The 19,388-nt window shown below is 67.2% G+C and carries 16 protein-coding genes; 6 read left to right on the forward strand and 10 right to left on the reverse strand.

Translation table 11 applies throughout. From position 1 onward, the window contains the following. Positions 1-51 precede the first annotated feature (51 nt). Positions 52-531: a helix-turn-helix transcriptional regulator gene (locus tag AC1MDG_RS20145; RefSeq protein ID WP_479806380.1), complete on the forward strand. Its 480-nt coding sequence runs from the start codon at positions 52-54 to the stop codon at positions 529-531. 9 nt (positions 532-540) lie between these two features. Then, the gene (locus tag AC1MDG_RS20150; RefSeq protein WP_055807104.1) at positions 541-951 is read left to right on the forward strand and encodes a VOC family protein; all 411 of its coding nucleotides are present in this window, start codon (positions 541-543) and stop codon (positions 949-951) included. Between the two features lie 102 nt (positions 952-1,053). Here the strand turns inward: AC1MDG_RS20150 and AC1MDG_RS20155 are convergent, their stop codons facing one another. Genes AC1MDG_RS20155 through AC1MDG_RS20185 form a run of 7 tightly spaced genes read right to left on the reverse strand, consistent with a single transcriptional unit; the run spans position 1,054 to position 8,432 of the window. After that, positions 1,054-2,427 carry an NtaA/DmoA family FMN-dependent monooxygenase gene (locus AC1MDG_RS20155; protein WP_479806383.1) on the reverse strand — a complete coding sequence of 458 codons (1,374 nt, stop codon included), beginning with the start codon at positions 2,425-2,427 and terminating at the stop codon, positions 1,054-1,056. 9 nt (positions 2,428-2,436) lie between these two features. Beyond that, positions 2,437-3,522, reverse strand: coding sequence for an LLM class flavin-dependent oxidoreductase (locus AC1MDG_RS20160; RefSeq protein WP_479806385.1), 1,086 nt, complete (start codon positions 3,520-3,522; stop codon positions 2,437-2,439). Further along, positions 3,519-4,355 (reverse strand): DUF1684 domain-containing protein, encoded by an 837-nt coding sequence (locus tag AC1MDG_RS20165; RefSeq protein WP_479806387.1) that lies wholly within the window; start codon positions 4,353-4,355, stop codon positions 3,519-3,521. Before AC1MDG_RS20165 ends, AC1MDG_RS20160 begins: the two co-directional genes overlap by 4 nt. After that, complete coding sequence (locus AC1MDG_RS20170; RefSeq protein ID WP_479806389.1) at positions 4,333-5,499, reverse strand: LLM class flavin-dependent oxidoreductase; 1,167 nt, start codon at positions 5,497-5,499, stop codon at positions 4,333-4,335. The genes AC1MDG_RS20165 and AC1MDG_RS20170 overlap by 23 nt, the downstream gene beginning before the upstream one ends. Continuing rightward, positions 5,496-6,530, reverse strand: a complete 1,035-nt coding sequence (locus AC1MDG_RS20175; protein WP_479806391.1) for a transporter substrate-binding domain-containing protein — start codon at positions 6,528-6,530, stop codon at positions 5,496-5,498. Before AC1MDG_RS20175 ends, AC1MDG_RS20170 begins: the two co-directional genes overlap by 4 nt. A gap of 10 nt (positions 6,531-6,540) precedes the next feature. Further along, a complete protein-coding gene (locus tag AC1MDG_RS20180) occupies positions 6,541-7,377 on the reverse strand; it encodes an amino acid ABC transporter ATP-binding protein (protein ID WP_479806393.1) in 837 nt (278 codons plus the stop codon). After that, positions 7,374-8,432, reverse strand: a complete 1,059-nt coding sequence (locus AC1MDG_RS20185; protein ID WP_479806395.1) for an amino acid ABC transporter permease — start codon at positions 8,430-8,432, stop codon at positions 7,374-7,376. Before AC1MDG_RS20185 ends, AC1MDG_RS20180 begins: the two co-directional genes overlap by 4 nt. 263 nt (positions 8,433-8,695) lie before the next feature. Here AC1MDG_RS20185 and AC1MDG_RS20190 point away from each other — a divergent pair, with 263 nt between their 5' ends. From AC1MDG_RS20190 to AC1MDG_RS20205, 4 genes are all read left to right on the forward strand, one after another. After that, entirely contained in the window at positions 8,696-10,699 is a 2,004-nt protein-coding gene (locus AC1MDG_RS20190; RefSeq protein ID WP_479806397.1) for an FAD/NAD(P)-binding protein, read from the forward strand. Beyond that, positions 10,687-11,235, forward strand: coding sequence for a GNAT family N-acetyltransferase (locus AC1MDG_RS20195; RefSeq protein ID WP_479806399.1), 549 nt, complete (start codon positions 10,687-10,689; stop codon positions 11,233-11,235). Before AC1MDG_RS20190 ends, AC1MDG_RS20195 begins: the two co-directional genes overlap by 13 nt. Before the next feature lie 9 nt (positions 11,236-11,244). After that, on the forward strand, positions 11,245-12,969 hold the full coding sequence (locus AC1MDG_RS20200; protein WP_479806401.1) for a helicase HerA-like domain-containing protein: 1,725 nt from the start codon (positions 11,245-11,247) through the stop codon (positions 12,967-12,969). 144 nt (positions 12,970-13,113) lie between these two features. Beyond that, positions 13,114-14,106 carry a hypothetical protein gene (locus AC1MDG_RS20205; protein ID WP_200891068.1) on the forward strand — a complete coding sequence of 331 codons (993 nt, stop codon included), beginning with the start codon at positions 13,114-13,116 and terminating at the stop codon, positions 14,104-14,106. A gap of 77 nt (positions 14,107-14,183) precedes the next feature. Here the strand turns inward: AC1MDG_RS20205 and AC1MDG_RS20210 are convergent, their stop codons facing one another. From AC1MDG_RS20210 to AC1MDG_RS20220, 3 genes are all read right to left on the reverse strand, one after another. Beyond that, on the reverse strand, positions 14,184-16,202 hold the full coding sequence (locus AC1MDG_RS20210) for an NHL domain-containing thioredoxin family protein (RefSeq protein ID WP_479806404.1): 2,019 nt from the start codon (positions 16,200-16,202) through the stop codon (positions 14,184-14,186). After that, the gene (locus AC1MDG_RS20215) at positions 16,202-18,361 is read right to left on the reverse strand and encodes a bifunctional copper resistance protein CopD/cytochrome c oxidase assembly protein (RefSeq protein WP_479806406.1); all 2,160 of its coding nucleotides are present in this window, start codon (positions 18,359-18,361) and stop codon (positions 16,202-16,204) included. Before AC1MDG_RS20215 ends, AC1MDG_RS20210 begins: the two co-directional genes overlap by 1 nt. Positions 18,362-18,530: 169 nt before the next feature. Further along, positions 18,531-18,815, reverse strand: coding sequence for an HU family DNA-binding protein (locus AC1MDG_RS20220; protein ID WP_011693739.1), 285 nt, complete (start codon positions 18,813-18,815; stop codon positions 18,531-18,533). Positions 18,816-19,388: the final 573 nt, after the last annotated feature.

A 19,388-nucleotide genomic window follows, 5' to 3' on the forward strand; every position in this document is an offset into this window, starting at 1 on the left:
CCCTGCACTTCGTCGTGGCGAAACCCCGGCACTGCGGCGTACGCTCATGGCATGACCCCGCAAGAGCTTGCCAACCTGGCGCACCTGCGCCGGGCACGGGACCTGATCGACAGGGACTTCGCTCGCGCCTTGGACGTGCCCACCATGGCGGCCAAAGCCCTGATGTCACCGGCGCACTTCTCCCGGCAGTTCCGGGCCGCCTACGGCGAGACCCCCTACAGCTACCTGATGACCCGCCGGATCGAGCGGGCTATGGCGTTGCTCCGCGGCGGCATGAGCGTGACCGATGCCTGCATGGCAGTGGGCTGTACGTCGCTGGGATCCTTCAGCTCGCGCTTCACGGAACTTGTCGGGGAACCGCCCAGCGCATACCGGCTTCGGGAACACAGCGCAGTGGAGGCGATGCCGGGTTGCGTGGCACGGATCAGGACACGGCCTGCGCGGCGGGGTGCCAGGCCTGCAGGTCCCGGGAATGAAGCTGCCGCCCAAGTGAGCAGGATTCAAGAAGCGGCCCTGACGCCCGCGGAATAGCTTTGTTGCATGAACATTTCACTCCAGTACTGCAACATCACCGTCAATGACACCGAAAAGGCCCTTGCCTTCTACCGGGATGCGCTCGGCCTCGAACTGCGCAACGACGTGGCCTCCGGAGGATTCCACTGGATCACGCTCGGGAGCGCAGCCCAGCCGGGCCTTGAGATCGTGCTCTCCGAGCCGCATGCCGGCCGCTCCCAGGAGGACGGGGACATGATGCAGGAGCTCCTCACCAAGGGAGTCCTGCCGATGCTCGTCTTCCGTACCGACGATCTGGACTCCACCTTCGAGAAGGTCCGGGCGTCCGGGGCCGAGGTCATGCAGGAGCCGATCGACCAGCCGTGGGGGCCGCGAGACTGCGCCTTCCGGGACCCCTCCGGAAACATGGTCCGGATCGCCCAGGCACCGAAGGACTAGAGGTACTGCTGCCAGATAGTCAGCTGCAGCTTCACCGTATCCGCGGCCGACTGCCGGTCGGCATCTCCCACTTCCGTGCCGGACACGTCGCCGCTCATCGGCTCAGACCCTCGCTTCCGAAGGCGCAGCCCCGACGGCGGACTCCGCACGTTCCGGCGTGGACAGTCCCAGGTTTTCCCGCAGCGTACTGCCGGCATATTCGGTGGGGTAGACGCCGCGTTCCTGCAGTGCGGGCACCAGGTGGTTGACGATGTCGTCCAGGCCGGTGGGAATCAGCCACGGCGAGATGTTGAAGCCGTCCACGGCGGCGGTGCGGGCGTATTCCACCAGCCGGTCGGCAACCTCGGCGTAGGAGCCGTTGAAGGTGGCGTCCACGCGGCTGGTCTTGGCCGAGACGAACTGGCGGATGGACAGTCCCTTCTCCTTGGCTTCCGCCCGCCACTGGTCGGCCAGCTGGCGCGCCTTGGCCCCGTGGAAGCCGCTGCCGCGGGTCTCGGAGGTTTCCTCCACCACCGGATCAATCTCCGGCAGCGGCCCGTCCGGATCGTATTCACGCAGTTCGCGTCCCCAGAATTGTTCCAGGTAGGCGATGGCCTGCTGCGGTCCGATCTGGAGGCTGCGGACCCAGGCTTTCTTGACCCGGGCCTCCTCCGGCGTCGCGGCAAGGATGAACTCGCTGGCCGGCATGATTTTGACGTCGTTCGCCCCCCGTCCTGCGTTCAGCGTCCGCTCCACGATGTCGCGCCGGAAGTCCAGGGCGTCGTCGAGCTTGGGGTGGGCGGAGAAAATAACGTCGGCCTGCCGGGCAGCGAAGTTCCGGCCCTCCGGGGAGTCGCCAGCCTGGAACAGCACGGGCCGGTACTGGGGGCTGCGGGGCAGCCGCGGGGTCACATCCACGGTGTAGTGCTGCCCTTCGTGGACCACGCGCTGCCACTGCCCGGCGGCCGGGTCATGCGAATCCCAGATCCGCTTGGCGGTCTCCACGAACGCCTCGGCATGCGTGTACCGGTCAGCGTGGTCCAGATACCCGCCGCGACGGAAGTTGGCGCCGGTCCAGGCGTTGTCCGTGGTGACGATGTTCCACGCCGCACGTCCGCCGGAGAGCAGGTCCAGCGAGGACAGCCTGTGCGCGAGGTCCGCCGGATCGTTGTAGGTGGTGTTTTGGGTGGCGACGAGTCCGATGTTGGAGGTCACGGCGGCCAGGGCTGCCAGCATGGTCTGGGCGTCGGGACGCCCTGCAACGTCCAGTTCATGCGGTCGGCCCAGGTGCTCGCGGAGGCGGAGCCCCTCACCCAGGAAGAAGGCGGCAAACAGTCCCCGTTCCGCCGTCTGGGCGATGCGGCGGAACGATTCGAAGTCCGTCTGCGAGCCGGATTCGGCGGCCTTCCAGATGGTTCCCGAGTTGACGCCCTGGAAGAAGATGCCGAACTGGAGCTTCCCGGTCGGCTGGTATTTAGCACGGCTGTGCTGTGTCATGGTTTTCCCCTAGTTTCCGACGGCGGTTGCGGCGTAGCGGCTGGCTGGACGTTCGAGGCCCAGCAGGTCCCTGAAGGTCCCGTCCTGCGACACCGGAGCGAGCACGCCCCTGCGCCGGAGTTCCGGGAGTACCAGCCGGGACAGGTCCTGGAAGTCGACGTCGAACCTGGCCGGATGCAGCCGGACCCCGTCTGCGACCTCCAGTACTTCGGTCAGCAGGTCTGCCAGTTCGGCGGCAGATCCGGCGAAGCGTGCCCGCTGGGCGCCGGCAGCCTCGCCCCCCGTGTCCTCCCCTGAGGCGGACGATTCTCCTCCAAGCCGCTGGGCAGCCGTCTGGCCGCGGGCGTCCAGGACGACGTCGAGCTCCACCACGACGGCGGGCGATCCGCCGCCCAGCCGCTCCCGCACGTCGCGGACCTCGTCCGCGAGGAGTTCCACAGTGGGGGCGGACACCAGGACGGCATCCACCGCGGCGGGCTCAACCAGGCCGTCGCCCACGAGGGCTGCGGGTACGAACACCGGCAGCTGCCCCTGCAGGGGACGGGGGATGATGGACGGTCCCTTGACCGAGTAACCGGGGCCGTCGAAGTCCACGTAGTGCAGCCTCCCGGCGTCGAGGTAACGGCCGCTGGCGACGTCGCGGATCACGGCGTCGTCCTCCCAGGAGTCCCATAGCCTGCGGCTGACCTCGATGGAGGCGGCGGCCTCCCGGGCAAGGACGTCGCCCGTGACGTGAGCACGTCCAACGGCAGCGGCCGCAGCGCGGTCGTCCTCCGCTGTTGCAATCCAGCCGGCGCGGCCGCCGCTGACGTAGTCCAGGCTGGCCAGCTGGGTGGAGGCGTGAAAGGGCTCGGTGTAGGCCGTATCGATCTCCGGTATCAGTGCGATCCGCCGGGTCAACGGCCCGGCGAAAGCGGCGCGCTGCAGCGCGTTGAGCCGCCCTTGCGCCGGGGAATCGCTGAATGTCACGGCGTGGAAACCGGCCGACTCGGCGGCCAGCACGGCGGCGGCGAGTGCCGAAGCTCCCCCGGCAACGCCGTCGAGCTCCAGCGCCAGGAAGCCCCGGCCTCCGGGGGTGCTGCTTGGGTTGCTCATCGTTCGTCCTGACGTTCGGTGGGGGTCTTCTCGCCGGCTTCGACGGGCACCGGCAGGCGGTTCTCGGCCGGCGGCAACGGGCACGTGGCCAGGTCCGTGTAGGCGCACGGCAGGTTCACGGACCGGTTGAAGTCCAGGCTGACCCTGCCGTCAGGGCCGGGCGCAGCGACGGTCAGCGAGCGGTTGGCCGCGTAGGTGGTCTTGCCGGACGTTTCATCCGTGAACAGCACCGACAGGCTGCCCGGCGCGTGGCCGTTGAACGCCGTCAGCGTCAGGTCCAGCCCGCCCAGCCGGAACCGTATCTGGCCCGGCGCTTCGTAGACGTGCTGGATGCCCTCGACGGCGGCGCCCACAGTGGTGGCACGCGGTTCGTCGAACGGCACGAAGGTGCCCTCGACGACGTAGTCGGGGTCCGGCGCATACACCGGCGTCCCCCGGTACTCCCGGAGCAGTGGATTGTCCGGATGGCGCGGCCGGACGATGTACTCACCGCCGCGTTTGGCGAGTTCGACGACGGTGTCCCCCGCCGCCAGGTTGATGCCGCCGCGTTCCGCGATGGGGCCAAACTGCACGGTGACGCTGCCGCCGTCGGGGTTTAGCTCCCTGCTGTCCTGCTGCAGGTTTTCGTCTTCCGCCAAAACCAGCCGGACGGCGTCGTCCTCCACATTCCAGGTGCCGGGCACGCCCTCGAGCCGCGCGGGTTCAGCCCCGAGCCAGTACAGGTGCGTAACGGCCAGGAAGCCGTGGGCGGCAGCGCGGTGGCGCTCATGGGCGGCGTGCCACTCGGCCCAGGCCGCAGCGAACGATGTTTCAGTGTGCGTAGACGTGGGCATGATCGCTCCTGTAGTTGTCATGGTCCGCCGTGACGGCAGCGGCCGCGTCCGGTTCGGTGGCTACGGCAGACTCCGGACGGCCACCGAAGGGATCAGCGGGTTCCCACAGGCTCGTGGGCGCGGCCGCCCTGACGGCCGGTATGACCTCGAGAGCAAACCGCTCCAGGATGTCGAGCTGCTGTTCGAAGGGCAGGGCGGTGGGCAGCGAGATGGACTGGAGGTCGTGGCCGTAAACCTCGTGGTAGCGAAGGATCTTGTCCACCACCTGCTCGGGGCTGCCCACCAGGGCGGGTCCTTCCGCGACAGCGTGGTTGATGTCCCGGAACGGGGAGTTGTTGCCCGGCACGTTCCTTCCGGCGGTCAGTGCCTCGTAGACGGGGCCGAACTGCGTCTTGGCTTCCTGCGTGGTGTCCGCGATGAACACGCCGCCCGCGCCGCTGCCCGATCCGAGGTACTGGTGCCGCGGATCGTGCCCGTGGCGTTCGTACTCTTCGCGGTAATGGTCGATCAGCACCTGGTAGTTCTCGCGAGGCTGGATGGCGTTGGCAGTGAACAGCGGATCACCCCACTTTGCCGCGAGTGCCGCGGAGGTCAGGGTGGTGGCTGAGCCGTGCCAGACACGGGGTGCGCCGGCGAAAGGCCGCGGCGTGGTGGTGGTCGGTTCTGTCAGCGCGGAGCGGAATCTTCCGGTCCACGTGACGTTTTCCTCGGTCCACAACCGGCGGAGCAGCCCGTACTTCTCCGCCAGGAGGTCCCATTGGTCCTCGAGGTCCAGGCCGAACAGCGGATACTGCAGCACTTCGTTGCCCTTGCCGATCACCAGTTCCAGGCGGCCCCGGCTCAACTGGTCGATCGTGGCGTAATCCTCGGCAACGCGCACGGGGTCAAGGACGGAGAGGACGGTCACCCCGCTTTGCAGCCGGATCCGGCTGGTGACAGCGGCGATGGCGGCAAGCACGGTGGTGGGCGACGACGAGATGAACTCCCCGGCGTGCCGCTCCCCCACCGAGAAGCTGTCGTAGTCCAGCTCTTCCGCACGCTGCGCGGTCCGGACCACCTGGTTGAGCCGGTCAGCCGTGGAGACGATCGCCCCCGTGACCGGGTTTTTCAGGTGCGGGATGATGTCGAGGACCTGGAACTTCATTTGGCAGTCCCGAAGTTGGCCTCGGTGACGGCCTTGGATTCCGGCAGGGCTTCCTCGGACAGTCCCCAGCGTTCCAGGACCTTGCCGTAGGAGCCGTCCTTGATGGCGGAGTTCAGCGCCTCCGTGATGACCGGGGCCAGCCCGTTGCCTTTGAGCGACGTGGCAGCCACCAGGGTCTCGGACGGCCAGCCGGCATTGACCTTGCCCACGATCTTCAGGTCGTCCCGGGTGTTCTCGCGGTACGCCGTGGACGGGTAGGGCGCGATGTTCAGGTCGGTGCGGCCCGAGGACAGCGCCAGGATGGTGTCGGCGTCGGAGGAGTAGTACTGCAGTGCCGCAGGCGCCTTGCCCTTGGCCTCAAGTTCCTTGTTCCACGCCAGGAGGATCTTCTCCTGGTTGGTTCCGGAACCTACCGAGACCTTCAGGCCGGAAATGTCGTCCGCGCCCTTGATGTCATAGCTGGAGCTCTTCTTGGCTTCGAAGCCCATGTACGCGGCCCTGTAGCTGGCAAAGTCGAACAGCTTCACTCTGGCGGCGTTGATGCCCACGTTGGAGAACACTGCCTCGAAGTCGCCGGACTGGGTCTTCAGCGGCCAGTTCTCCCAGGACGTGACCTGGACGTCGAGCTCCAGGCCCAGCTTGTCCGCCACGAGCTGCGCGATGTCCAGCTCCGAGCCGATGGGCGTCTTGTCATCCGTGGCGTGGAAGGACAGCGGGATCGAACCGGCCGTGGTGGCAACGGTCAGTTTTCCGTCCTTGCCGATCAGCTCGGGGACCTTGGCGGCGAGCGCTGCGTCTTTACCCGCCCGGATCCGCTGCTGGTCCGGCGAAGTGTTGTAGACGACGCCGTTGCGTGCCGCCGTCGTCCCCGGGTTACCGGAAACTGAACCGCCGGAGGCCGCGGCCCCGGGATCGGCGCAGCCGCTCAGCGCGAGAGTGCCGGAAAGAGCTCCGACAAGGACGACGGCGGGGAGCGCCGCCAGCGTGCGCGGACGGCCGCTGCGGTCATGCCGGTAAGTGGAGAGTGCCATGGAGGTTTCCTTAGATATTGAAGGCGGGTTCGATCACCTTGGAGAAGAAACTCCTGGTGCGTTCTTCCTGCGGTTTGGTGAAGATGTCCTGGGGCGCGCCCTGTTCCACGATCTGCCCCTGGTCCATGAAGACCACGGTGTCCGCGACGTCACGGGCGAAGCCCATTTCGTGGGTGACGATGATCAGGGTGGTCCCGGAGGTGGCCAGTTCGCGGATGACGTCCAGGACCTCGTTGACGAGTTCCGGGTCCAGCGCCGAGGTGGGCTCGTCAAAGAGGAGGATCTTGGGGTCCAGCGCCAGGGCCCGGGCAATCGCCACGCGCTGCTGCTGTCCCCCGGACAGCTGGCGCGGGTAGGCGCCGGCGCGGTCTTTGAGGCCAACCCTGTCCAGCAGTTCCAGCCCTCGTTCACGGGCTTCGGCCTTGGTCAGGCGCGGCTTGCCGGAGCGCGGTGCCACCACGGGGGCTTCGGCCACGTTTTCCAGCGCAGTGAGGTGCGGGAAGAGGTTGAAGTTCTGGAAGACCATGCCGATTTCGGTGCGCTGCTTGAGGATGTCCTTCTCGCGCAGTTCGTGGAGCCGCTTTCCGCGGACCTCGTAGCCCACCAGTTCGCCATCGATGGCGATGAAGCCGCCATCCACCTTTTCCAGGTGGTTGATGGTGCGCAGCAGGGTTGACTTGCCGGACCCGGACGGCCCCACGATGACGGCGACGCCGCCCGGTTCCACGGTCAGGGTGATGCCTTTGAGGACTTCCGTGGTCCCGAAGGATTTCCGGACCTTGGTGATTTCGACCAGTCCGCGGGTGGTGGTGGCGGATGCAGCGTGTGCGGCGACAGCCGTGCTCATCGGGTGCTCCTTGCTCGGTCGTCGGTAACGGCAGCGTGGGTGGCGAAGAACCTGCGGGCCTTCTGGAGCGGCGTCAACGGAAGCGTCCGTACGGCGCCCTTCGAATAGTGCCGTTCGATGTAGTACTGGAAAACGCTGAGCACGGACGTGATCACCACGTACCAGAGGGTGGCCACCAGCAGCAGGGGAAGAACCTGCTGGGTGCGGTTGTAGATCACCTGGACGGTGTAGAACAGCTCCGAGTACGCCAGGACGTAGACGATGGAGGTGCCTTTGACCAGGCCGATGATCTCGTTGAAGGCGGTGGGAAGGATGGCACGCATGGCCTGAGGCAGGACGATCCGGGTGGAGCGGCGCCAGGCCGGAATGCCCAGGGCCGCAGCCGCTTCCAGCTGGCCCTGGTCCACCGACAGGATGCCGCCGCGGATGATCTCCGCCGAGTACGCCGCCTGGTTCAGGGTCAGGCCGAGGACTGCTGCCGCGAACTGGCTGATCAGGGTGGTGGTCTGAACTTCGAAGAAGCGGACGTCCGTGAAGGGAATTCCCAGGCTGATCTTCTCGTAGAGGTAGCCGAGGTTGTACCAAAGGAGCATCTGCACCAGGAGGGGGGTGGAGCGGAAAATCCACGAGAACGTCCAGGACACCGAGACCAGCAGGCGGGAAGCGGAGAGGCGCATCAGGGCGAGGATGAAGCCCAGGATGAACCCGAGGGCACCGGAGATGGCGGTCAGCTTGAGCGTTTCCGCCAGCCCGTTCACCACGGACTGCGCGGTGAACCACTGGGCCACCACGCCCCATTCCCAGCGCGGGTTGGTGGCCAGTGACCACGCCACTGCGGCGACGCCGAGCGCCACCGCTGCGGTGCCCACCCAGCGCCACGGGTGGCGGGACGGGACCAGCCGGTAGTCGGCGTAGTCGGTGGCGGGCTTGCGGGCTTCGGGTCCCCGGGGTCCGCCCTGCTCCGCGGACGGGCCGGAATCGGGAACGCTTGCGTCAGTTCCGGCGGACGCCGGCCCGGTTGCGGACTGCGCTGCCCGGGTTGCTGTTGAACTCATGCGCCACCTCGCTTCTTGTTGTGTTGGGTTGTCGGTTCGGATTGCTGCAAATCTAGGGACGCCCGAAACCGTGGGCAAGGCGGCATGTTGCATGCGTTCACGGGAGTTCGCATGGCGTCATGAGTCGTTTTCTTGCGCGGATTTACGCGGCGTGACGCGGCATGAACGGCCGTGACCGGGACCTCGCACCGGCCACGACCGGCTGCCTAGCATGGGCGGAATCCCCGGTCCGTGACCACCCCGCCTTGAACAGGAGCCCAGCCATGCCAGCGATCATCCCTACCGTGGCCTTTGTGGGCGGAGGTCCCCGGACAGCGGGCATTCTGGAACGCCTCGCGGCCAACCGGCCAGAGCTTTTTTCCAGCCCGCTGGCCATCCATGTCATCGAGCCCCACTCACCCGGCTCCGGCAGGATCTGGCGCTACGACCAGCACCCGGGGCTCCTGCTCAACTCCGCAGCGGCTGACATCACCATGTTCACGGATGACTCCGTAGCGTGCGACGGCCCGGCCGCGGGCGGCCCCGGGCTCGCCGCATGGGCTGCCGGTGTGCTGGACGGCACCATCACGGACATCCCCCCGCTCGCCGCTGACCTTCGGCGCCAGTTGCACGCCTTGGACGGCGCCACCTTCCCCACCCGCCAGCTGCAGAGCGTGTACCTCGAGTGGTTCTTCCGCCGGGCGGTTTCCGCGCTAGGGACCGACGTCACCGTCACCGTCCACCGGGACACCGCCGTCCGGATTGATTCCGACGGCGACGGCGCGTACCGCGTGAGGCTCGCCGGAGGCGGCACGGTTGACGCCGGCGTCGTGGTTTCCGCCCTTGGCCACACCGATTCGCTGCCGGACGAGGCGTCCGCCGGCTTTGCCGGCTTTGCTGCACGGCACGGTCTCTTCCACGCGGCCCCCAGCTACACCACCGACGTCGACTATTCAGCGCTGGCCCCCGGCCAGGACGTGATCGTCTCGGGCATGGGCCTGGCCTTCCTGGACCTGGTGGTCCTGCTGACTGAAGGCCGGGGCGGCCGGTTCCAGGAAACGCCCGACGGCGGCCTGGCGTACGTTCCGTCCGGCGCTGAACCGCGGCTCTGGGCGGGTTCGCGGCGCGGAGTCCCCTATCATTCCAAGATTTCCTCCACCCTCCGCGGCGAAGTGGCCGGCGAGCCGCAATTCTTTACCGCCGACGCTGTGCAGGCCCTGCTGGCGCGGCACGGGGAGCTGGACTTCCGTACCCACCTCTGGCCGCTGATCGCCAAGGATGCCGGTTACGGCTACTACCGCGAACTCTTCACCGGCTACCCGGAACGGGTGAACACCGGCTGGAACGAGTTCTCATACCGGTTCGGCGCACTGGACTGGTACAGTCGCGGACGCGAACGGCTGGTGCTCGATTCGGTGCCGGACACGGAGTTCCACCTGGATTTCGAGAAGCTGGACCACCCGCTTGCCGGACGTGACTTCGCCGGACACGATGACGTGCAGGGCGCCGTGGCCGCGTACATCGAACACGACCTGCGGCTGCGGACCAGCCCGGACCACTCGGAGACGCTGGCCTTGTTCATCGCACTGCTCAAGGTCTACATGGATCTGGGGCGGCTGGTGCCGGCCGGACGGCTGAATGCGCGGTCGCAGCAGGCGGTCCACGGCTGGTGGCACGGATTCTTCAGCTTCGTGGATTCCGGCCCGCCCCCGCAACGCCTGCGGGAACTGTTGGCGCTACACCGGGCAGGGCTGCTGCAGTTCCTCGGCCCCGGGCTGGAGATTACCGCCGATGAGGTGTCCGGACAGTTCGTCGCTGCGTCAGCCCGGGGCGGGGTGCGGGTGCAGGCCGGGGCCATGATCGAGGCACGGCTGCCCGGACCGGCGGTGGCTGGCTCGGCGAATCCGCTACTACGGCACCTGCACAGCTCAGGACTCGGCAGCGAGCAGACTGTCCTCACCGCCGAAGGCCTCCACGCAACCGGCCGGCTGCTGGTCTCGCCGGCCAGCGAGCTGGTCAATCCCCTGGGCGAACCGAACCGCAGGCTCTTCGCCGTCGGACCCCACACCTCCGGCTGGGGCGCCGGTGCCTTTGCCCGGCCCCGGACGAATGCCGCCCCGTTCCGGGAGAACGATGCGCTGGCGCGGCAGATCCTTGGCTTGCTCGCTGAGCATGTCGCTGGTGGAGTTGGACGCGGAGGAGAAGGACCCGGTGAAGGTGAACACCGTGACGTCGAAGCGGCGGCTGTAGCGGCCGCCTCGGGAAAGGCCCAGCCATGGATCAACTAACCGTCCCGCAAGGGCCGTCACAGGCGCCTGGCCCGTTGGAGCTGTCAGCGCTGACCGTGCTGAACCTGCCCATGCATGATGCGCGGGTCCGGCCGCTGCTGGACGAGCTCGCCCGGGAGTACGACACCCGGTATGGCGACTTGTTCGGCCGGAAAGCGGCCGCCGAAGAACTCAACCGCTACCCTGCCGCTGAATTTGCCGCCCCGGGCGGGGCGCTGCTGATCGTCCAGGAAAACGGCGAATCCGTAGCGGGCGGCGCGTTCCGGCGGCACGGGCCGGAGACGGCCGAATTCAAGCGGATCTGGACGCACTCTGCCCACCGCCGGCGCGGGCTGGCCCGGTTCGTGCTGGCTGGGCTTGAGGCCCTGGCAGTCCGGCGAGGCTACAGCCGGGTGTACCTGACCACCGGCCCCCGGCAGCCCGAAGCGAAGCACCTCTACCTGGCCTCGGGGTACGAGCCGCTGTTCGACCTGGCGGCCGATCCCGAAACCATCAAGTTCCTGGCATTCAGCAAAGATCTGGGCCCCCGCAGCTAAGCTATCGGCATGGCCATCAAATCCACTGCTGATAAAGTCGCCACCATCCAAAAGGGTTACACCTTGGAAGGCGCCACCATCGAACTGGGAGCTGCTCTCGTCGACGGCGAACTCCACAAGGATGCACCCGTCCGGCTCCCCCTCGCCATGATGAACCGTCACGGACTGGTGGCCGGCGCAACAGGAACCGGCAAGACCGTCACGCTCCACATGATGGCGGAGCAGCTGTCCACAGCCGGGGTGCCGGTTTTCCTCGCCGACATCAAGGGAGACCTTTCCGGGCTGGCCACTGCCGCCACGGGCAGCGAAAAACTCAAGGTGCGCACGGACAGCATCGGGCAGGCCTGGGCGGGGAAGACATTCCCCGTGGAGTTCCTGGCGCTGGGCGGCGACGGCAACGGCATCCCTGTCAGGGCCACCATCACCTCCTTCGGCCCCATCCTTCTCTCGCGAATTATGGAGCTCAACGACACCCAGGAATCCAGCCTGCAGCTCGTCTTCCACTTTGCGGACAAGAACAACCTGGAACTGATAGACCTCAAGGACCTCCGGGCCGTCATCCAGTTCCTCACGTCGGACGAAGGCAAGGACGAGCTTGAGGCGCTGGGCGGCCTCTCCAAGGCGACGGCCGGCGTCATTCTCCGCGAACTGGTCACCCTTGAGGCCCAGGGCATGGAAGCTTTCTTCGGCGAGCCCGAGTTCGACACCGCCGAACTGCTGCGTACCGCCCCCGACGGCCGCGGCGTCATCACCTGCCTGGAACTGCCCACGCTGCAGACCAAGCCCATGGTGTTCTCCACGTTCCTCATGTGGCTGCTCGCAGACCTCTTCGAGGACCTGCCCGAAGCCGGGGACCTGGACAAGCCCAAACTGGTCTTCTTCCTCGATGAGGCGCACCTGCTGTTCAACGACGCCTCCAAGGCGTTCCTGGAGGCCATTACCACCACCGTCCGGCTCATCCGTTCCAAGGGCGTGGGCATCTTTTTTGTCACCCAGACGCCGAAGGACGTTCCAGCCGATGTCCTGGGGCAGCTGGCAAACCGCATCCAGCACGCCCTGCGCGCGTTCACTCCGGAAGACGCCAAGGCACTGAAGGCCACCGTGTCCACGTTCCCGGTCAGCGACTACGACCTGGAGGAAACGCTCACCTCGGCCGGCATCGGTGAAGCCGTCATCACGGTGATGAACGAAAAGGGCGCCCCCACCCCGGTGGCGTTGACCCGGCTGCGAGCCCCGGAATCGGTGATGGGCCCCAGCAGCGAGGACCTGGTCAAGAGCACCGTGGCCGGTTCGGCGCTGCTCGCCAAATACGGCACGGCCGTGGACAACGTCTCCGCCTACGAGAAGATCTCCGGAAAGAGCGCCGCCCCCACCGGAGCGGCAGCACCCGGCCAGCCTCCCACTCCCGCCGCGGACGTTTTTGTTCCCAATAGCCCCGTTCCCGGAACCAGGGACCAGGCCGCAGTGGACGCCGATGCCCGCCGCATCGAGGAAGAAATCCTCGGCCGCCCCAGCAGCAGGCCCGCACCGGCACCGGAACGGCCCCGCAGCGCGGAGCGCCAGGCACCGCAGGCCCGCAAGGAATCAGGTGGCGGCATGGTTGACGACCTCGCCGGAGCCTTGGGCGGCGCGCTGGGCGGCGGCCTCAAAAGCATGGCCCGCTCACTCGGAACCCAACTGGGCCGGGAGCTGCTGCGTGGCGTCTTCGGCACCTCCTCCCGGCGCCGCCGCTAGCGCCGCCGCCGGGGCAACCGGCCTGGCCTGCACGGGGGCCGCCCGGCCGCCGTCGAACTGTCAGACAGCTTCCGGGTGCCGTCATGCTTCTGGGCCCCCGCACCTGTTTTCACGCGCCTTGCAGGTAACGTAAGGTGCGTGCAGATGAGTCAAGCGTTGGTGAGGATCGCGGCCGGGTGGCTGCTGGGCCTGATGCTCGCCATCGCCGGAGCCATCGTCGCTGTGAATCTGGTGAATGCCTCGGTAGCGAGTCCCGAGCAGCCCGTACGTGAGTATTTGGACGCTCTACAGAAGGGCGAAGGGGAAAAAGCTCTGGGCTTGCTGCGTGCTTCCGTGCCACAGAGTGACGCCGCCATGCTGGACGGAACAGCGCTGCAAACAGCCGCATCCCGGGTGACCAACGTGAAGTTCGGCGAGACCCAGGAACGCTCCGGAAACCAGGTCATGGTTCCGATGGAATACACCATTGACGGCAGCAGGCTTAGCACCGAGTTCCTGCTGGAGCGGACCGGGACCGAATGGATTTTCTTCAACAAGTGGGCGTTCGTGCCGGGCGCGCTGCCCGTCCTGGAAGTCACAGTGGTCAACTCCAACCAGGCCACCCTCAACGGTGTGCCGGTGAACATGCCCAACGGCCGCAACTCCTTCGCCGTCTTCTATCCCGGCGAGTACGAGGCCAGCCTCAACGGCGAATACTTCTCCGCCCCGGCAAGCCGTGCCACGGTCTCCGGACGTGACGTACCCACGGCTCCGCTGAGCCTCCTGACGGAAGCCACCCCGGCGCTAAAGGACGCCGTGGGCGCCAAGGTCAAGGAATTCCTGGACAGCTGCGCCGCGCAGGCAGTGAAAGAACAGAAGCTCCAGCCCGACTGCCCGTTCTACCACGCCACCTTCAACCGGGTGACGCCGGGAACCATCAACTGGACCATCAGCGAGTACCCCAAGGTATCCATCGAGCCCTTCGGCGGCCGCTGGGTGGTGGCACCCCTGGACGGGAAAGCGCGGTTGCAGGCGCAGCAGACAGACCTGTTCACCGGCGCCGTCAGCGACTTGAACGTGGAGCACGACTTCAGCTTCACCACCCGCCTCGATGTTGACGGCGACACCATCAGGGTCACCCCGCTCCTCAGCTACTAGGCTCCCGGGTCCGAAAGGCTGCGGCGCGTGACCAGGGGTCACGCGCCGCAGCCTTTCGTGGTGATTTGAGGAGGACCTCAGTCCATGCCGCGGAGGTCCAGGACCAGCTCAGTGTCGCCGTCGGCCTGCAGCACCACCGGGATGCCCCAGTCCTGCTGGTACAGGTGGCAGGCGGCGTGGTCGGGGATCTCGCCGTCGGCCGTTTCGGGCCCGTCGCAGGCCGCCGCGCGCGCCGTAATGTGGAGCACGCCGTCGGGAACGTCGGAGGAGAGCTCCAGGGTCCGCTGCAGGCCCACCGAGGTTCCGCCGCCGGCAACCAGCAACCCGGGAGGCGTGGAGGAGATCTTCAGCTGTGTGGGGTCACCCCAGCGGTCATCGAGCTTCTGCCCAGTGGGAGCCGTAAAGCGGACGGTCAGTTCCAGCGTTCCGGGGGCGACGGGGCTCTTGGGCCGGTGTGTCTGGACCGCGCCCTCGTCCACCTGCTGCGCCTCCTTCGGGATGGGCACGTAGACCAGCTGGTGCTTGTTGGCTTCCACCACCACCAGCAGCGGCTCGGAACCGGCAACGTGCGTGTGGTCCACAATCACGTCGGACGGCTCGGACAGCCCTCGGGCCAGGGTGGAGACGGTTCCCGTGGCGGGGTCGTAGCGGCGGACGGCACCGTTGTAGGTGTCGGCGATGGCCACGGAGCCGTCCGGCAGAACAGTGACGCCGAGCGGGTGCTGCAGCCTTGCTTCCGCGGCGGGACCGTCGCGGAAGCCGAAGTCGAAGAGGCCCTTGCCGACGGCGGACTCCACGGTGACCGTCCCGTCGTCGTCAATCACAAGTTTGCGCAGCGCGGACGTCTCGGAGTCGGCCACCCAGATGTTGCCGTCGGCGTCCTCGGCCAGGCCGGACGACTGGGCGAACCAGGCTTCGTGGGCGGCTCCGTCAAGGAGGCCCTCCAGCCCGTTTCCGGCAACGATGGAGACCGCTCCGGAAATCGGGTCGAAGCTGAAGATCTGGTGGACGCCGGCCATGGCAACCACCACAGCGTTGAGTTTGGTGGACCAGACAACGTCCCACGGCGAGCTCAGGGCAACGTCCAGGGGATGGTCGCTGAGGCGACCGGTGAAGCCTGCAGCGTCCTCGTCCACGCGCGCCGGACCCGTCTCGAGCAGTCGCTGCACGCCGTTGCCGGCGAGCGTGCTGACGGTTCCGTCCGCGAGGGACAGCCCGCGCAGGCGGTGGTTGACGGAGTCGGCAATCACGACGTCGTAGCCCGTCTTCGCTGCCACGTCTTCCGGCAGGAGGACAAGGCCCTGCGGTTCGTTGAACTGGGCGGTGGGCTTGACGGAGTCGACGTCGGCACCGGGGCCGTCGGCGTGGCCCTTGGTTCCGGAGCCGTAGGTGCTCAGCACCGTATGGAAATCCGTGTCCAGCTCCACCAGGCGGTGGTGGCCGGTATCAGTGACGAGCCAGGAGCCCGCGCCGGGAGCGGCGCCGTCGGACGTTCCGCTGGCTGAAGTGCCGGCGCCTGAGGTGCTCCGGCCGGCCGGGAGGAAGAGGGCCTTGCCCGGGAAGCGCAAGGTGCCCGACGTCGGCTCCGGAGCCACGTACGGGCCGTTGCCGCGGTGCAGGGTGCCCTTGGCCTCGTGCTGGGTGATGAGCTCGGGGATCAGCACGGACAGGCCGTCCGCGTGGCCTTCACCGGAAAGGTGGGCCACGATGTAGCCTTCCGGGTCGATGACCACCAGGGTGGGCCAGGCGCGGGCCGTGTAGGCCTTCCAGGTCTCCAGCTCGGGGTCGTCCAGGACCGGGTGGTGGATCTCGTAGCGCTCCACGGCGGCGGCGAGGGCGACGGGATCGGCCTCGTGCTCGAACTTCGGGGAGTGCACACCCACGGTCACCAGGACGTCGGAGTACTTTTCCTCCAGCGGGCGCAGCTCGTCGAGCACGTGCAGGCAGTTGATGCAGCAGAAGGTCCAGAAATCCAGGAGCACGATCTTGCCGCGCAGGGCTTCCAGGTCCAGGGACTTCCCGCCGGTGTTCAGCCAGTTACGGCCCACCAGTTCGGAGGCGCGGACCCGGTGGTGGGTGCGTACGATTTCGCTCATCAGCGTCCTTCCAGCTTTGAATTGCGTTCAGCCAGCTTGGCGTCGCGTTCAGCCAACTTGGCAAACATATCGTTGTAAGCAGTGAGATCGGCGTCGTTATTCCTGTCCGCCGCGCGGTCGGTCCTCTTGGACTCCCGCGCATCGGAGCGGGACCACATGACGGCGACGCCGATTGCCACCAGCAGCGTGGGTACTTCGCCGATCCCCCAGGCCACTGCGCCGCCCATCTGCTGGTCGAGCAGCGCGGAGGGTCCCCATGCCCGGCCCAGGTTGCCGAAGTAGTCCGCGGCCAGCAGCCCGGTGCCGCCCATGATGGACACTCCGAAGAAGGCGTGGAAGCCCATGGTGGCCAGGAGGAGCAGCAGCCGCATCGGGTAGGGTGCGCGGCGGGGCAGCGGGTCGGTGCCGATCATGGTCAGGACGAAGATGTAGCCGGTGAGGGCGAAGTGCAGGTTCATGAGTTCGTGGCCCACGTGGTCCCGCATGGCGTAGCCGAACGCGTCCGAGTAGTAGAACAGCACGATTGAACCGGCGAAGTTGGCCGCGGCGAAGAGCGGGTGCGTGACCAGCTGGGCGAACCTGGAGTGCACAAACAGCAGAAGCCATTCCCGCAGGCCCCGCGAGCCGTCTCCGCGTGCGGGCAGGGCGCGCAGCGCGAGCGTTACGGGCGCGCCGAGGACCAGGAAGATCGGCGCCACCATGGTGAGGGCCATATGGTCCACCATGTGCGCTGAGAACAGCACGCGGCCGTAGACCGCGGGCGGGCCGGAGGTGATGTAGGTCAGGACCAGCAGCCCGATCACCCAGTTGATGCTGCGGAACCAGGACCACGAGTCGCCGCGTCGCAGCACCTTGACCACGCCGAGGAAGTAGGACACAAGGCCGAAGGCAGCGACAGCGATCCAGAGCCAGTCCAGGCGCCATTCCGTGAGCCAGCGTTCCGGGGTCAGTTCTGGCGGCAGTTCGTAGCCGGAGAGGATGAACGCCGGGGAGGCGTCAGCAGCGAAGGTGGTGGGCTGCGGAGGCGCGGAACGGCCCAGTGCGACGGCGATGCCTGAGGTGGCTCCCATGATCAGCAGTTCGGCAACGACCAGCTGCCACAGGACCCGCCGGGAGGACAGGGCGGCGCCCTTCCGGTTCAGCTGCGGGATGACCCACTGGCGGTGCATCAGGCCAATGCCGCCAAGCATCAGCGTGGCCACGGCCTTGGCGAGCACCATTTGCCCGTAGGCGGACCCAAAGAGATCGTGCCAGCTGGTGATCCGGATGCTTGCGTTGATGACACCGGAGGCAAACACCAGGACAAAGGCAAACCCGGCAAGGGAGGAGAAGCGTCGGAGCGTGGGCTCGGTGATGTCGGTCTTGCCGGCTGCTTTGGCTCCCACGCTGGCCCCGGTGAGGATGCCGGACAGTATGGCCAGCATGATGATGCCGCCCACCCAGGCAGACACGCCAACAAGGTGAAGCGCCAGGGAGTTGATGGCGCCTTCGTGGTCGCTGGAGCTTGAGGAGTGCCCGATCAGGGCGATGGGCACCATGCCCACCAGCGACAGCACCAGCGTGATCGCCAGGCCGGTGAGGGACCGCACCCCGAACAGCGCAGTGGTCACCACGGCTGCCACGATGGTCACGGTCAGCCACGCACGGCCGGTCTCGATATCCGTCATGAAGTAGACCAGCGCGCGGGTGAACTCGGCATCCCCGGAAAGGGATTGGCCGGCAACGTCCGAGTAGGTGAGCACGAGCACTGCGATCGCTGACAGCGTCCAGGCCGCGCCCGCGGCTGCCGCCACGGCCAGCGCCCGGGAGAAGGCCGGGTGCTCTGGGGTGGCCGTGTCCTTGGAGCGGGAACCGCTGGCATTGCGTGGCAGGATTCCGACGGCGAAAATGAGGCCGCCGATCACCGTGGCCAGTGAGACGTTGTGGATGGCCTTGCTGATGGGCAATCCCCAGCGGATCAGGGCGCCGGGATCGGACACCTCGCGTGCGGCGGCCGCGCCGGAGAACAGGAGGGCTGCTGCGAGCCCCAGGAAGAGCGCCGCAAGACCGGCGAACTGCCACGGCCGGGAAATGCCCGCAGCAACGCCGGGTACCCCAGTCTTTCCCGGAGTGGGGGAAGGCTGCGGAAGGTTAGGGCGGGATTTTGCTGCTGAGGGCACCTATCCATTGTCCGCTACGGGTGCCTGCGCCGCGAATCGGCGGGTTCAGAGCAGACGGGTTCATCGCAGCCGGGTTCATCGCAGCCGGGTTCGCCGCAGTCGGGTTAAACGCAAAGGGAGCGGCAACCCTCAGGTTGCCGCTCCCTTTCAAGCGTTGGGACGCCGGATGCTACTTCTTGGAGACAGCAGCCTTCAGCTTGGAGCCCGCGGTCAGCTTGACGCTGTGGCCTGCGGCGATCTGGATGGTCTCGCCGGTCTGCGGGTTGCGGCCCGTACGGGCTGCACGGTCGGTGCGCTCAACTGCGAGCCAGCCCGGGATGGTGATCTTCTCGCCCGCGGCGACAGAGGTCTCGAAAACCTCGAACAGTGCATCGAGCACGGAGTTGACGGCTGCCTGGCTGGTGCCGGCCTTGCCTGCTACCTCTGCAACAAGTTCACTACGGTTCTTAGCCATTTATGTCCTCCTGGACGGTCATGATTTCTGGAGCCTGAACGCGGCATGCGCACAAGCCACTGTTCGAAAACTTACCAGCTTGCCGCGGTCAGGTCCGCAAATTCCGCGTGTTTCCGCCATTTTTTGAGGTAAATCACCGGTTTTGAGGCCTTTTGACCCCGTATTTCGCCATCAGCGGACGGCCGCCGCAGCCCGCGTGGGGAAAGGTGCGCGACGCTCTCTCACCTTGCGCGCTCCCCCTTGCGACGCTCTCTCGGTTGTGGCGGGTTTTTCGCGGATGCTCTCTCGGTTGTGGTGGGGTTTGCGACGGCGGCGGCCGGCCCGGGTGCCCGGGGGCCGGGGGCCGGGGCCGCGGGGGGGTGAGAGAGCGTCACCCGGGAAGGGGGCCCTAAGTGAGAGAGCGTCTGGTGGTGGTTGCGGAGGAGGAGGAAGGCGACCAACGGCAGGGGCCGGGTGATCCACCCTCGGCTTGCGACGCTCTCTCGGTTGTTGCCGGTTTTTCCGGGACGCTCTCTCGGTTGTGGCGGGGGTTCGACGGCGGTGGCCGGCCCGGGTGCCCCGGGAAGGGGGACG

It is taken from the genome of Arthrobacter sp. AIWTK1 (assembly GCF_056680535.1).